The organism is Streptomyces sp. LZ34 (assembly GCF_053890475.1).
On record NZ_CM132680.1, the window covers coordinates 3432078 to 3446664 of the forward strand.

Consider the following 14587-nt stretch of genomic DNA (forward strand, 5'->3'; position numbering starts at 1 on the left):
CGAAGCCATGAAGCAGTTGGCTGGCCAGCGGCCTGGTCTTGTAGATTCGAACGAAAGACGGGGAGTGGAAACCTCGGCGGTATTCACCGGAAACGGCGAGGACTTCCACCGGCAACACACGAGGATCGGCTGGCGACGACATGCGGCTGCGCGCACTGCTGGAGACCGACGCCCTGGGCCTGCGCCTGCTCGGCGGCGAGGAGGAACTGGACCGCACCGTGCGCGGCGTGATGACCACCGATCTGCGCGACCCGAGCCGCTATCTCTCCGGCGGCGAGCTGGTTCTGACCGGCCTGGCGTGGCGGCGGGAGCCGGAGGACTCCGAGCCGTTCGTACGGATCCTGGTGGCGGCCCAGGTCGCCGGGCTCGCGGCGGGCGAGGCCGAGCTCGGCTCGGTGCCCGAGGACCTGGTGCTGGCCTGCGCGCGGCACCGGCTGCCGCTGTTCTCGGTGGTGGAGGACGTGTCGTTCGCGTCGATCACCGAGTATGTGGTGCGCCGGGTCTCCGGCGAGCGGGCCGGGGACCTGGCGGCCGTCGTCGACCGGCACCGGCGGCTGATGACGTCAGGGCCCGCGGGCGGCGGCCCGGAGGTCGTGCTGGATCTGCTCGGCTCCGACCTGGACCTGCCCGCCTGGGTGCTCTCCCCCACCGGCCGCCGGATCGCGACGCCGAGCGTCGCCGCGGGGGCCGGCTCCGGGAGCGTGCCCGAGCTGCCGCCCGCGGTGCGCGCGCGGCTCGCGGGCGAGCATCTCGCCGCCCGGCGCTCCGGCCGCCGCGGCCCGCACCGGGTGACCGCCGCCGACGGCGCCGCGTACTCCCTCTTCCCCATCCGCAGCAGTGGCCGCACGCCGTCGGGCGCCGGGGACGTACGCGAGACCGTGCTCTCCGACTGGCTGCTGGTGGTCGGGGCGGACGCGGGCGACTGGCCGGAGGAGCGGCTGGATCTGCTGCACGGGGTCACCCAGCTGATCGCGGTGGAGCGGGACCGCAGGGACGCCGCCCGCACCGTACGGCGCCGGCTGGCCCAGGAGGTGCTGGAGCTGGTCCAGGCGGGCGCGCCGCCCGCCGAGATCGCCGCCCGGCTGCGGGTGGCCGTCCCCGTCCTGCTGCCGGGCCTGGGCACGGCCCCGCACTGGCAGGTGGTGGTGGCCCGGGTGGAGTGGGCGGGCGAGGGGGCGCCGGGCGGTCCGGTGGCCCAGTCGCTGCTGGAAGAGGTGCTGGTCGACCCGGAGGCCACCGGGCCCGAGCCCTCGGACCGGATCGCGGTGGCGCACACCGGCGACGAGGCGGTCGCGCTGGTCCCGCTGCCCGCGCTGCCCGACGCCCCGGCGGCTGGTGGCGAGGACGGCGGCAGCGGCGGCGACCTTGGCGGGGCGTACGGCTTCGAGGCGGGGCTCCAGGCCGACGCGCTGCTCGCCGCCGTCCGTGAACCGCTCTCCCGCGGGCTCGACGGCGACGGGCGGTTGACGCTCGGCGTCAGCGCCGTCGTCCACTCCGCCGATGGGCTGCGCGGCGCCCTGGAGGAGGCACGGCACGCCCGGCGGGTCGCCGCCGCCCGGCCCGGCCGGGTGTGCGCGGCGGGCCACCAGGAGCTCGCCTCGCACGTCCTGCTGCTCCCCTTCGTCCCCGACGACGTCCGCCGCGCCTTCACCGCCCGGCTGCTCGACCCCCTGTACGACTACGACCGCCGCCACCGCGCCGAGCTGGTCCCCACGCTGGAGGCGTTCTTGGACTGCGACGGCTCCTGGACGCGCTGCGCGACCCGGCTGCATCTGCACGTCAACACGCTGCGGTACCGGGTGGGGCGGATCGAGCAGCTGACGGGGCGCGATCTGGCGCGCCTCGAGGACAAGCTGGACTTCTTCCTGGCCCTGCGGATGAGCTGACCGACCGGGCGCCGGTCGGCCTGTGTGCCTGTCGTTCGCCCGTTCGGCGGTTCGGCTGTTGGTCAAGCGTTGTTCAGTTTCCTTGGCCGTTTGTGAATTCATTCACACCGACCTCTTGGCCGCGCCCACGCATTCATGCTGAGATTCGGATCACAGCTTCCGGCTCGATGGCGCGCTTGGGGAGGGCAATGTGGCGGACACCGCCATGTCACCACCTGGATCATCGGATTCCGATTCCGATCTCCACCCGGGTCTTGTGGACGACCCCTTGGACACGGCGGTGTGGCGGCTACGCTCGCGCGGCTGTTGGCACGACGCCGCCGCCCTGCTCCAGCCACGCGCGGCGGGCGACGCCTCGGCCGCGCTCAAGCGCACTGCCGTACTGACCGAGCGCTGCATGTACACCTCCGAAGGGTGGGAGACGGCCGAGGACGCCCTGCGGGCGGCGGAGGCGCTCGCGCTCACCGACGACGAGCGGGGCGCCACGGCGTGCGAGCGCGGCTATCTCGCGTACGCGTCCACGCTGCTCGGGGTGCGCGACCGGGCCGACGAGGCGCGGACCGCGCTCGGGCGCGCCGCCGCGCTGCTCGGCCCCGGCTCGCGGACCCGCCCGCTGCTGGACTTCCGCCGCGGCCTGATCTCCCAGCACCTGGCGCAGAACCCGACCGGCGCCCAGGCCGCCTTCCAGCGCGCACACGCCGGGGCCGCGGCCCACGGCGACGAGCTGCTGCGCTCGTTCACCTGGCGCCACCTGGCCGCGCTGGCGGAGCACGAGGGCGATGTGGCCGAGGCGCGGCGCGGCTTCGCCGAGTCGCTGCGCATCCGCGAGGAGCTGGGCTATCTGATCGGCATCGCCCCGGCGCTGGCGGCGCTGGCCGAGGTGGAGGAGGAGCCGGAGGCGACCCGGCTGCGCACCGAGGCGATCCGCCTGGTGCGGCTGCTGGGCGGCGTACCGGTGTGGCTCGCGGAGCAGTTAGAACGAGCGCCCTCCGCGACGGCGTAGCGCGCGGGAGCGTCCTTCAGCCCGTCCGGCGCCGCCGGGCGGGCTGAGGCATCGGCGTACTCCTACGCCCCCGTAACACCCCGCCCCGTAACACCTGGCTCGGGGAGACGGCTGCTTACGCGCCGCCGTTGAAGTGGTCGCGCACCAGGGACTCGACGGTGTCGAGATCCCGCGCGGTCAGGGCGTCGAGCAGAGCCAGGTGCTCGGCCGCGTCGGCGACGAGGTCGGCGGTGCGGACGATCTGGCCGCCGGCCAGCGGCCACTGCGCCCGCCGGTGCAGTTCGTCGGCCACCACGACCAACTGTTGATTTCCGGCCAGGCTGAGAACCGCCTGGTGGAATGTGCGGTCCGATTCCAGATACGCCGCGCGGTCCCCCTTCGCCGCCGCCACCGCCGTCGCCTCCGCGAACGGTCGCAGCCCCGCCCACCGCTCGGGCGCGACCGCCTCGGCCAGGCTGAGCAGCACGGGGACCTCCAGCAGGGCCCGGACCTCGGCCAGCTCGGCCAGCTCGCGCGCGCTGCGCCGGGCCACCCGGAATCCCCGGTTCGGCACCACCTCGACGGCGCCTTCCCCGGCGAGTTGTTGCATGGCCTCGCGTACGGGCGTGGCCGACACGCCGAAGCGCTCGGCGAGGGCCGGTGCGGAGTAGACCTCGCCGGGGGCGAGCTCGCCGCCGACCAGCGCGTCCCTCAGGGCGTCCAGGATCTGCCCGCGCACCGAGTGGCGCCGGGGCGGCTGCCGTGAGGCGGGCCCGCCGGGGCCGGGGATGCCGGGACCCGGGTGCGGCTCCGCCGCCGTTTCGGCTCTGGCCTGCTCCACCTCGGCTCCTCCTGACGTCCGCCTGAAACGATATGCGGAGGCCGCGCGAGGTCAAACCCCTCGGACGCCGTATTTAAGGCAACCCTAACGGAACGGACCACATCGAGCGTCCTGACGCAAGCTCAGCAGTCTGTTTACGCTCGATCCGGTTCCATGAATAGAATGCAAGCCGCTTGCACAGCGCGAGCGTTCGAACCGTATCGCACCTATCCGCGTGTCCCCCCGCCGATTTGGCGCCCTCTTGTCCAGAAACCGCTCGGGGCAAGCCGGGTTTCCGCCAAGATGTCGCGCGAGTAGGCCGGGTACTACGGCCAGAACTTCACGGAAGCGAGGCAAGGGACACCGGATGAGACTTACCGACATATCGAGCTGGGGCCTCCCAGCCGTCGTGGTGCTCGTCGGCGTCGTGGGAGCGGTGACAGTGCTCGCGCGCGGCCGTAACGCCAAGGACGACAACGCCACCGACTCCTGGGAGCGCAGCGAGGAGCGGCGGCGGCGCAAGGAGGCCATCTATGGGATGGCCTCGTATGTGCTGCTGTTCTGCTGCGCCGGAGTGGCGGCAGCACTCTCCTTCCAGGGTCTGGTGGGCTTCGGACGGGAGAACCTCGCCCTGACGAACGGCTGGGAGTACCTGGTGCCGTTCGGGCTCGACGGCGCCGCGATGTTCTGCTCGGTGCTCGCGGTGCGCGAGGCCAGCCACGGTGACGCCGCGCTCGGCTCCCGACTGCTGGTGTGGCTGTTCGCGGGCGCCGCGGCCTGGTTCAACTGGGTGCACGCGCCGCGTGGCATGGGCCACGCGGGGGCGCCGCAGTTCTTCGCCGGCATGTCGCTGTCGGCTGCGGTCCTCTTCGACCGCGCGCTCAAGCAGACCCGCCGGGCCGCGCTGCGCGAGCAGGGCCTGGTGCCGCGGCCGCTGCCGCAGATCCGCATCGTGCGCTGGCTGCGCGCGCCCCGCGAGACCTTCGCCGCCTGGTCGCTGATGCTGCTCGAGGGCGTCCGCACCCTGGACGAGGCCGTCGAGGAGGTTCGCGAGGACCGCAAGGAGAAGGAGCACAACCGGCACCGCAGGCGGGACCAGGAGAGGCTGGACCGGGCCAGGATCCGGGCGCTGAACCGGCAGCACCGCACATGGGGGCGGCGCGGCGGCCGCCAGGTGGAGGTCACCGGGTCCTCCCCGCAGCCCGCACTCACATCGGAGCCTGCTATACCGGAGAACTCGCTGGAAACCTCTTCCTCGCTGGACAAGGGACAGCTGCCCGCGCCCGCGTCCCGGCCCGCTCTGCGGTCCGCGAGCGACCGTGACGGCGCCACCGCCGGCCTGGGCGACCGCGAGGCCGACCGCCCGCGCACCATCGACCTCACCGCCGAGGACGACACACTCACCATGCCGCGGCTCGACTCCCTCGAGGAGAAGCTCGCGCAGATCGAGCGAGCCTTCGGCTGACCGCCGGGTGGGCGGGACGGGGAGCCGGTCTCCCCTCCCGCCCCCGCCCAGATCTCCTCCCCCGCCCGGACGGCACCCGCACCGCCCCTCTCGCGCGGTCTCACCCGCACCGCGCGTCGAGTTCGAACCAGACCGCCTTCCCCACGCCATGGGCCCGCACCCCCCAGGCGTCCGCGAGGGTATGCACCAGCAGCAGGCCACGCCCGGACGTGCCCTCCTCGACCGCATGTGTACGCAGCGTCGGATGGCGGGCGACGAAGTCCCGTACCTCGACCCGTAATCGGCCGCTGACCAGCGCGCCGGGCCCGCCGCCGAGCGTGGCCGTGAGGTGCGCCCCACGGTCGGTGTGCACCAGCGCGTTGGTCACCAGCTCGCTGGTGAGCAGCTCGGCCAGGTCCCTCCGGCCCGGCTCGCCCCAGTGCCGCAGCAGATCGCGCAGGTCCGCACGGACATCCGCCACCCGGGACCGCTCGCCATTGTGTAATCGCCTGCTGAGGCCCGGGCCCCGCTCGCTCTCGATGGCCACCGCCCCCGCTTCCGGCCGCCCGGCCGTCCCGCCCCGCCGTGAAGGCTGACGCTTCATCCTCCCCCGCCCCGGCCACACAGGGGCGGCCAGCGTCGAAATGTCGTCGAACACGCTCACGGAATGCATTCCCGCGTGTGGACGCCCACACACCGCGGGAAATGATCGGGAAGCCGAAACCGAGCAGCGAGAGCGCCGATCCCGAGGAGAGCCGCGCATGCACGACGACCGATCGCTGGTGGAGGGACGCCTTGACCGGGCGCTGCGCCAGTTCATCAGGCCCGCCCAGTACACGGCGCGCGCCCCGCTCACGCTGTCCGCGTGGCGCACCCCCGGTGAGCCGGTGCCGGTGGGCGACGCGCTGAAGGGGACGTACGAGCCCTTCGAGACCGGCACCGAGTGGGGCTCGCCGTGGTCGACCTGGTGGTTCCGGCTGGCGGGCGAAGTGCCGCCGGAGTGGGCGGGGCGGCGGGTCGAGGCCGTCCTCGACCCGGGCTTCACCGGTGACGGGCCCGGCTTCCAGGCCGAGGGGCTGGTGTACGACGCGGAGGGGGTGCCGATCAAGGGCATCCACCCGCGCAACCGCCATATCCCCGTCGCCGCCCCGGCGGCCGGCGGCGAGCCGGTGCGGCTGCTGCTGGAGGCGGCCGCCAACCCGGCCGTGCTGCGCGACGGGTACGAGCCGACCCTGCTGGGCGATGTGCTGACCGCCGGGGACCGGCCGCTGTACCGCTTCGCCTCGGCCGACCTCGCCGTCCTGGACGAGGAGGTCTGGCACCTGGTGCTGGACATCGAGGTGCTCTCGGAGCTGATGCGCGAGCTTCCCGCCGACCGGCCGCGCCGCCACGAGATACTGCGCGCGCTGGAGAACATGCTGGACGCGCTGGACCTCCATGATGTGCCGGGCACCGCCGCGGCCGGGCGCGCCGCGCTGGCCGAGGTGCTCAGCCGCCCGGCCAACGCCAGCGCACACCGCGTGTCGGCGACCGGACACGCCCATATCGACTCGGCGTGGCTGTGGCCGCTGCGCGAGACCGTGCGCAAGGCGTCCCGTACCTTCGCCAATGTCACCGCGCTCGCGGGCGACTACCCGGAGCTGGTCTTCGCCTGTTCGCAGGCGCAGCAGTACGCGTGGGTGAAGGAGCACCAGCCGCACATCTGGGAGCGGATCAAGAAGGCGGTGGCGGACGGCAACTGGGCCCCGGTCGGCTCGATGTGGGTCGAGTCGGACGCCAACATGCCCGGCGGCGAGGCGCTGGCCCGGCAGATCGTGCACGGCAAGCGGTTCTTCCTCGAGGAGCTGGGGGTGGACACCGAGGAGATCTGGCTGCCGGACTCCTTCGGCTACACGGCCGCCTTCCCGCAGCTGGCGAAGCTCGCGGGGGTGCGGTGGTTCCTCACCCAGAAGCTGTCCTGGAACCAGTCGAACAAGATGCCGCACCACACCTTCTGGTGGGAGGGCATCGACGGCACCCGGGTGTTCACCCACTTCCCGCCGGTGGACACCTACAACGCCCAGTTCCATGCGAGCGAACTCGCCCACGCCGAGAAGAACTTCGCCGACAAGGGGCTGGCCACCCGCTCCCTCGTCCCCTTCGGCTGGGGCGACGGCGGGGGCGGCCCCACCCGCGAGATGCTGGAGAAGGCGCGGCGGCTCAAGTCGCTGGAGGGCTCGCCGCGGGTCGAGATCGAGCGGCCGTCGGCCTTCTTCACAGAGGCGGAGCGGGAGTACGGGGCCAAGGCGCCGGTGTGGTCGGGCGAAATGTATCTGGAGCTGCACCGGGCGACGTACACCACCCAGGCCAAGACCAAGCAGGGCAACCGGCGCAGCGAGCATCTGCTGCGGGAGGCGGAGCTGTGGGCGACGGCCGCCGCGCTGCGGGCCCCCGGGTACGCCTATCCGTACGACGAGCTGGACCGGATCTGGAAGACGGTGCTGCTGCACCAGTTCCATGACATCCTGCCGGGCTCCTCGATCGCCTGGGTGCACCGCGAGGCGCGCGACACCTACGAGCGGGTCCGCACCGAGCTGGAGCAGATCGTCGCGGCGGCGGTCGGCGCGCTGGGCGGCGCGCAGGACGGGCCGGTGGTGCTGAACGCGTCCCCGTACGAGCGCGGCGAAGTCGTCACGCTCGACGCGCCGACGGCGGCGGCGCTGGCAGCCTCGGCGGCCCTGGCAGCCTTGTCGGGGGGTACGCCCGTCCAGCCGCTGGAGGGCGGGCGCGCCGCGGTCGCGGTGCGGCTGCCCGCGCTGGGCGCGGCGGCCGTGCACACCGGCACGCCGGACTCGAGCGTGTCCGAGGCACCGGTCAGCGCGCTGAGCGACGGGCGCACGATCGTCCTGGACAACGATCTGCTGCGGGTGGCCATCGACGGCGACGGGCTGCTCACCTCCGTACGGGACCTCACGGCCGACCGCGAGCTGATCGCGCCCGGCGCCCGCGGCAACCTCCTCCAGCTGCACCCCGACCACCCCAACGAGTGGGACGCCTGGGACATCGACCGGCACTATCGCCGGGTCCACACCGACCTCACCGACGCCGAGTCCGTCGAGCTGGTCGAGTCCGGGCCGCTGCGCGCCGCGGTCCGGGTGGTGCGCGCCTTCGGCGCGTCGGGGGCCTCCCGCGTCACCCAGGAGATCCGGCTCGGCCGCGGCAGCCGCCGGCTGGACATCACCACCGAGGTGGACTGGCAGGAGTCGGAGAAGGTCCTCAAGGCGGCGTTCCCGCTGGACATCCACGCCAAGGTATCCACCTCCGAGATCCAGTTCGGGCATGTGGACCGCGCCACGCACACCAACACCAGCTGGGACGCGGCCCGGTTCGAGATCTGCGCCCACCGCTGGCTGCGGGTCGCCGAGCCCGGCTACGGCGCGGCGCTGCTCAACGACTCGACGTACGGCCACGATGTGACCCGTACGGAACACACGGTGAATGAGGGCGGGAAGGTGCTGGGCACCACCGTCCGGCTGACCCTGCTGCGCGCCCCGCACAGCCCCGACCCCGAGACCGACCTCGGAGCCCACCGCTTCAGCTACGCGCTGCTGCCCGGCGCCGAGGTGGGCGACGCGGTCGCCGAGGGCCTGGCGCTCAACCTGCCGCCGCGCGCCCTCCCCGCCGGCCCGGTGCTGCCCTCCCTGATCAGCGTCGACGACCCGGCGATCACCGTCGAGTCGGTCAAGCTGGCGGAGGACCGCGGCGGCGATGTGGTGGTGCGGCTGTACGAGTCGCGCGGCGGGCGGGCATCCGCCACGCTCACCACCGGGTTCCCGGTGGTGAGCGCCCAGGTGACGGACCTGCTGGAGCGGCCGCTGCACGAGGCGGCCACCGGCGAGGGCGGGCTGGCCCTGAGCCTGCGCCCGCACGAGATCCTCACCCTGAGGCTCACGCCCGCGTAGGCCCGTAGGACCCGTCCGGGCGGCGGGGTCAGGGCCGGGGCAGGTTCCGCAGATTCGAGCGGGCCAGCTGCACCATCCGGCCCACCCCGCCGTCCAGCACGATCTTGCTCGCGGACAGCGCGAAGCCGGTCACCATCTCCGCGCGGATCTTCGGCGGGATGGACAGCGCGTTCGGATCGGTGACCACGTCCACCAGCGCGGGCCCCTTGTAGCGCAGGGCGGCCCGCAGCGCGGCCCGCAGATGCTTGGGCTTCTCCACGCGCTCGCCGTACGCCCCGGCGGCCCGGGCGATCTCCGCGAAGTCGGGGTTGAGGTTGGTGGTGCCGTACGCGGGCAGGCCCGAGACCATCATCTCCAGCTCGACCATGCCGAGCGAGGAGTTGTTGAAGAGCACCACCTTCACCGGCAGGTCGTACTGGACGAGGGTGAGGAAGTCGCCCATCAGCATGGCGAAACCGCCGTCGCCGGACATCGTGACGACCTGGCGGCGGCGGTCGAGGAACTGGGCGCCGATCGCCTGCGGCACCGCGTTGGCCATCGAGCCGTGGGTGAACGAGCCGATCACGCGGCGGCGGCCGTTGGGGGTCAGATAGCGGGCCGCCCACACATTGCACATGCCGGTGTCGACGGTGAAGACCGCGTCCGGGGACGCCTCCTCGTCCAGCACCGCCGCCACATACTCCGGGTGGATCGGGATGTGCTTGTCCACCCGGCGGGTGTACGCCTTGACCACGCCCTCCAGCGCGTCCGCGTGCTTCTTCAGCATCCGCTCCAGGAATCTGCGGTCGGTCTTGGCGCGCACCTTCGGCGTCAGACAGCGCAGTGTCTCGCGCACATCGCCCCACACGGCCAGGGCGAGCTTGGAGCGGCGGCCCAGGTGCTCGGGGCGGACGTCGACCTGCACGGTCTTCACGTCATCGGGCAGGAAGGCGTTGTACGGGAAGTCGGTGCCCAGCAGGATCAGCAGATCGCACTCGTGGGTGGCCTCGTACGCCGCGCCGTAGCCGAGCAGCCCGCTCATGCCGACGTCGTACGGATTGTCGTACTGGATCCACTCCTTGCCGCGCAGCGCGTGCCCCACCGGGGCCTTCACCCGCTCGGCGAAGGCCATCACCTCGGCGTGCGCCCCGGCGGTGCCGCTGCCGCAGAACAGCGTCACCCGGTCGGCCGCGTCCACCATTTGGGCGAGCGCGTCGATCTCCTCGTCGCCGGGGCGCACCGAGGGGCGGGTGGTGACCAGGGCGTGCTCCTCGGCCCGCTCGGGCGCCGGGAGCGCCGCGATGTCGCCGGGCAGCGCCACCACGCTGACGCCGCCGCGGCCGACGGCGTGCTGGATCGCGGTCTGCGGCACACGCGGCATCTGCCGCGGGCTGGAGATCAGCTCGCAGTAGTGGCTGCAGTCGCCGAACAGCCGGTCGGGGTGGGTCTCCTGGAAGTAGCCGGTGCCGATCTCGCTGCTGGGGATGTGCGAGGCCAGGGCGAGGACCGGGGCCATCGAGCGGTGGGCGTCGTACAGGCCGTTGATCAGATGCAGATTGCCGGGGCCGCAGGAGCCGGCGCAGGCCGCGAGGCGGCCGGTGAGCTGGGCCTCGGCCCCGGCGGCGAAGGCGGCGGACTCCTCGTGGCGGACCTGGACCCAGTCGATGGCCGCGTTGCGGCGGACCGCGTCCACGACCGGGTTGAGGCTGTCCCCGACGACCCCGTACAGCCGGCGCACCCCGGCGCGGGCCAGGAGGTCCACGAACTGCTCGGCCACGGTCTGCTTGCCCATCGCGCGCGCCCTTCCGTCCGGGTCATGGCTATGTATGCCGGTACGCCGGTGTGGATACGTAGCTCCATCAACCCATGGACCGCGCGCTCACGCCTCCCAGACGGCGGCCGCCGTACGGTCGTCGGCGTACCCGTTCACCCGCGTCCGGGTGTCCGCGAGGAACGCGGCGAGCCCCGGCGGCTCCCCCTCCGCCCAGCGTGCCGCCAGGTGTCCGGCGAGCTCGGGCCGGCCGCGCAGCGGCTCGGCGAGCCCGCCGCCGCACATCAGCAGCACATCGCCCGGCCGGGCTACGGAGGCCCGGAAGCGGAACGGGGCGGCGGGGACCGGGGCCGGGCCCGGGGCGGGGCCGGTGCCCGGCGTGGCGATCCCGAGGCTCATCGTCGGAGGCGCCACTGCTGCCTGTGCCGGGGGCTGTGGCGCGGGCTGTGCCGCGGGCTGTGCCGTGCCGCCGAACCCGACCACGGGGCCGCCCACGGTGTCCTGTTCCGGCCCGGCCGGCTCCAGGTCCTGCCAGGCACCCGCGCGCAACCGGAAGACGCCGCCGTCGCCCGCGCCGAAGAACACCCGGATACGGCAGGCCGGATCGGCGGGCAGCAGCAGACAGCGCAGCGCGACGGTGTACTGGGCCGGGTCCGCGCCCAGCTCGGCCGCGCGGGCCCGCAGGCGCCCCAGGCCGCGGTCGGTGAGCCGGTGCAGCCCGGACTTGAGCGCGCCGCGGTTTCCGGTGCGTATGTCGTCCACTAACCGCGCGTGGCTGCGGCCGACCGCGCCGCCGATCCACTCGCACAGCTCACGCGCCGCCCCGTGCGCCCCCTCGGCGGCCCCCGCACTGCCAGGGCCGGTCGTCAGCGCCACCAGCACCAGCGCGCCGGGCCCGGCCCCGAACCGCGCCGTGAGCAGCGCGTCCCGCCGCGGCTCCCCGCGCCGGCGGGCCGACTCGCCGCGGGAGGAGACGGCGCGCAGCGTGGCGGCTCCGCAGCGGGCGCCGTCCAGCACGGTGTCGGGCACGAGGTCGGCCAGCTCGTACGGATCGGCGAGGGGCAGCTCGACCGGCTCGTCGCCGTACGCGGAGGGCTGCGGCGCGGGCGGCGGTGGTGCGGAGGGGTACGGCGCGGACGGCTTCGGCGCGGAGGGGCGCTCCGTGGACGGACGCGGCACGTACGGCCGCGGCAGGGACGGCCGTTCGGCGGATCGCGGATCGGCCGCGGCGGGTCCGGCGCCGGGTCCCGCGAGGGGCTCCGGCCCCGGGGCCCGCTGGCCGGAAAACCACCCGAAGGGCCCATCTGGGGCAGGCCCGGCCGACCTGACCGGCTCGTCCGGCTCACCCGGCTCACCCGGCTCGTCCAGCCCTGGCCCCGGCCCCCAGGGGGCTCCGGCGGCAGGTACGGAGCCGGGCGGGGCCCCGGCCGGCGGCGGGCCGCCGCCGACCGTGCGAGAGACGGAGTCGAACCGGTCGTCGACGGAGTCCGCCGCGGAGGCGGGTCCCACGTCGCCCGTGTCCCGGCGGTACAACTCGCCCCACCAGTCGTCCTCGTGACGGTGCGCATCCCCCTGCTGGCTCATGCCGTTCATTGTTTCCCCAGCGCGCCCCGCACGGAACACCGCCTGCGGCGGCCACGCGGCAGAGCCGCAATCCGACAGCCCTGGACCGGCCTAGCCGCGGAAGGTCTCCAGCAGTCGCAGCCACACCTCGCTGATCGTCGGGAACGAGGGGACCGCGTGCCACAGCCGGTCCACGGGGACCTCGCCGGCGACCGCCACGGTGGCCGAGTGCAGCAGCTCGCCGACGCCGGGGCCGACGAAGGTCACGCCGATCAGGTGGCCCCGGTCCAGGTCGACGACCATGCGGGCCTGGCCGCGGTAGCCGTCGGCGTACAGCCCGGCGCCGGAGACCCGCGCGAGGTCGTGGTCGACGACCCGGACCCGGCGGCCCTCGGCCTCCGCCCGCGCCGCGGTGAGGCCGACCGCGGCGACCTCGGGGTCGGTGAACACCACCTGCGGCACGGCCGCGATATCGGCGGTGGCCGCATGGGCGCCCCACGGGTCCGTCTCCAGGAGCGGCACGCCCTGGGCCCGGGCGCCGATCGCGGCGCCCGCGATGCGCGCCTGGTACTTGCCCTGGTGGGTCATCAGCGCGCGGTGGTTGACGTCGCCGACGGCGTACAGCCAGCCGCCCTCCACGTCCTCCACCCGGCAGCTGTCGTCCACCCGCAGCCAGCGGCCCGGTTCGAGGCCGACCGTCTCCAGGCCGATGTCGTCGGTGCGCGGGGCACGGCCGGTGGCGAACAGCACCTCGTCGGCCTCCAACTGCTCGCCGCCCGCGAGGGTCAGCGTCACCGGCCCGGCGCCCGAGCCTGAGCCGGGCGGGCCGCCCGGCTCGGCCCGCCGTACGCCGGTCACGGAGGTGCCGGTGCGGACCTGTGCCCCGGCCTCGGCCAGCGACTCGGCGACGAGCTCGCCCACGAACGGCTCCATGCGCTCCAGCAGGCCGGAGCCCCGGACCAGCACGGTGACCTCCGAGCCGAGCGCCTGATAGGCGGTGGCCATCTCGGTGGCGACCACGCCGCCGCCCACCACGGCCAGCCGCCTGGGGACGGCGGACGCGCTGGTCGCCTCGCGGCTGGTCCAGGGGCGGACGTCGGCCAGGCCGGGCAGGCCGGGCAGCGCGGCGCTGCTCCCGGTGCACACGGCGACCGCGTGCCGGGCGGTGAGGTAGCGCTCCTGCCCGTCCGCGTCCGACACCGCGACCCGCTTCTCACCCACCAGCCGCCCGTGCCCGCGGACGAGGTCGATGCCCGCCGACTCCAGCCAGGCGACCTGGCCGTCGTCCTTCCAGTGCGAGACGTATTCGTCGCGGCGCGCGAAGACGGCCGGGGCCTCCAGCGGCCCGCCCACCGCTTGGCGCAGCCCGGGCAGGCGCCGCGCGTCGGCGCGCGCGATGGCCGGGCGCAGCAGCGCCTTGCTGGGGATGCAGGCCCAGTACGAGCAGTCGCCGCCGACCAGTTCGCTCTCCACGATCACCGCGGAGAGCCCGGAGGCGCGGACCCGGTCCGCGACGTTCTCTCCTACGGGACCCGCGCCCAGGACGACGACGTCGTACTCCTGCGTGGCGGCCATCATCGCAACTCGCTCTCTGCCCGGCTCCGGCGTGTGGCCGGGCTTTCGGTTCCTTGGGCCATCCTGGCCCCAAGGAACCGGTGCAGGCCACACGAGTCACGGAGCCGGAGCGGCGTCACGGCTTGCGCATCGGCCCCCGCTTGCGTGGTCCAGCACCACGGCCGAGTTCGTCGTTCCCCGTGATCCGACGAAGGTCGTGTGCACGGGGGACTGGGTTGCGCACGGTGCCGACCGGGGTGACGACGTCGCACTGGCCGCGGTCGACCCGTACGACGCGGCCGGGCAGGAGGCCCTGCTCGGCGTACGGGGCGAATTCCGGCTGCCGGCCCTCGTCCCATCCGTACGGGGCCAGAAGGTCCGAAGAAGCCGAAAGCCGCCACGCGATTGGCGACTGTGACGTCACGACGGCCAGACGGATGTGGCGCCGTAGCTGAGGTCCTGGTCTCTGCCGCCCACCCAGGGCCGGACAGGTGCATCCTCCGGCTCGACGTTCCTACGGGAAGGGCCCGGCACATGCTCTCGGCTGAACGCCGATGACCGTCGCTGAATGAGACGGGAACTGAGACGGCTGCACTCCTCACCGCAGCGCCGGAGACGGCCCGCGGCCAGCTGTCGAAACCACCGCA

Annotated in this window: 9 protein-coding genes and 1 pseudogene; 4 read left to right on the forward strand and 6 right to left on the reverse strand. The window is 73.9% G+C overall.

All coding sequences use genetic code 11. The annotated features are described in order from the left end of the window. Positions 1-140 precede the first annotated feature (140 nt). Together ACWY4P_RS13115 and ACWY4P_RS13120 are read left to right on the forward strand one after the other, a co-directional pair. Positions 141-1886, forward strand: a complete 1746-nt coding sequence (locus ACWY4P_RS13115) for a PucR family transcriptional regulator (RefSeq protein ID WP_456210719.1) — start codon at positions 141-143, stop codon at positions 1884-1886. Between the two features lie 205 nt (positions 1887-2091). Further along, the gene (locus tag ACWY4P_RS13120) at positions 2092-2889 is read left to right on the forward strand and encodes a hypothetical protein (RefSeq protein ID WP_456212909.1); all 798 of its coding nucleotides are present in this window, start codon (positions 2092-2094) and stop codon (positions 2887-2889) included. Positions 2890-3004: 115 nt separating this feature from the next. On the opposite strand, the gene ACWY4P_RS13125 is transcribed toward ACWY4P_RS13120, so the two are convergent. Beyond that, a complete protein-coding gene (locus ACWY4P_RS13125; protein WP_456210720.1) occupies positions 3005-3709 on the reverse strand; it encodes a GntR family transcriptional regulator in 705 nt (234 codons plus the stop codon). A gap of 346 nt (positions 3710-4055) precedes the next feature. On the opposite strand from ACWY4P_RS13125, the gene ACWY4P_RS13130 reads away from it, so the two are divergent. Continuing rightward, positions 4056-5153: a DUF2637 domain-containing protein gene (locus ACWY4P_RS13130; protein WP_456210721.1), complete on the forward strand. Its 1098-nt coding sequence runs from the start codon at positions 4056-4058 to the stop codon at positions 5151-5153. A 100-nt stretch (positions 5154-5253) separates the two neighbouring features. On the opposite strand, the gene ACWY4P_RS13135 is transcribed toward ACWY4P_RS13130, so the two are convergent. Next, positions 5254-5736 (reverse strand): ATP-binding protein, encoded by a 483-nt coding sequence (locus tag ACWY4P_RS13135; RefSeq protein ID WP_456210722.1) that lies wholly within the window; start codon positions 5734-5736, stop codon positions 5254-5256. Between the two features lie 157 nt (positions 5737-5893). Here ACWY4P_RS13135 and ACWY4P_RS13140 point away from each other — a divergent pair, with 157 nt between their 5' ends. Next, positions 5894-9073: an alpha-mannosidase gene (locus tag ACWY4P_RS13140; protein WP_456210723.1), complete on the forward strand. Its 3180-nt coding sequence runs from the start codon at positions 5894-5896 to the stop codon at positions 9071-9073. A gap of 28 nt (positions 9074-9101) precedes the next feature. On the opposite strand, the gene ACWY4P_RS13145 is transcribed toward ACWY4P_RS13140, so the two are convergent. From ACWY4P_RS13145 to ACWY4P_RS13160, 4 genes and pseudogenes are all read right to left on the reverse strand, one after another. Continuing rightward, positions 9102-10844, reverse strand: coding sequence for a pyruvate dehydrogenase (locus ACWY4P_RS13145; RefSeq protein WP_456210724.1), 1743 nt, complete (start codon positions 10842-10844; stop codon positions 9102-9104). A gap of 87 nt (positions 10845-10931) precedes the next feature. After that, the gene (locus ACWY4P_RS13150; RefSeq protein ID WP_456210725.1) at positions 10932-12407 is read right to left on the reverse strand and encodes a protein phosphatase 2C domain-containing protein; all 1476 of its coding nucleotides are present in this window, start codon (positions 12405-12407) and stop codon (positions 10932-10934) included. A 90-nt stretch (positions 12408-12497) separates the two neighbouring features. Then, entirely contained in the window at positions 12498-13964 is a 1467-nt protein-coding gene (locus tag ACWY4P_RS13155; protein WP_456210726.1) for a dihydrolipoyl dehydrogenase family protein, read from the reverse strand. 214 nt (positions 13965-14178) lie between these two features. Next, positions 14179-14346: pseudogene (locus ACWY4P_RS13160) on the reverse strand (ribosome small subunit-dependent GTPase A); the annotation flags it as partial. Between the last annotated feature and the right edge of the window lie 241 nt (positions 14347-14587).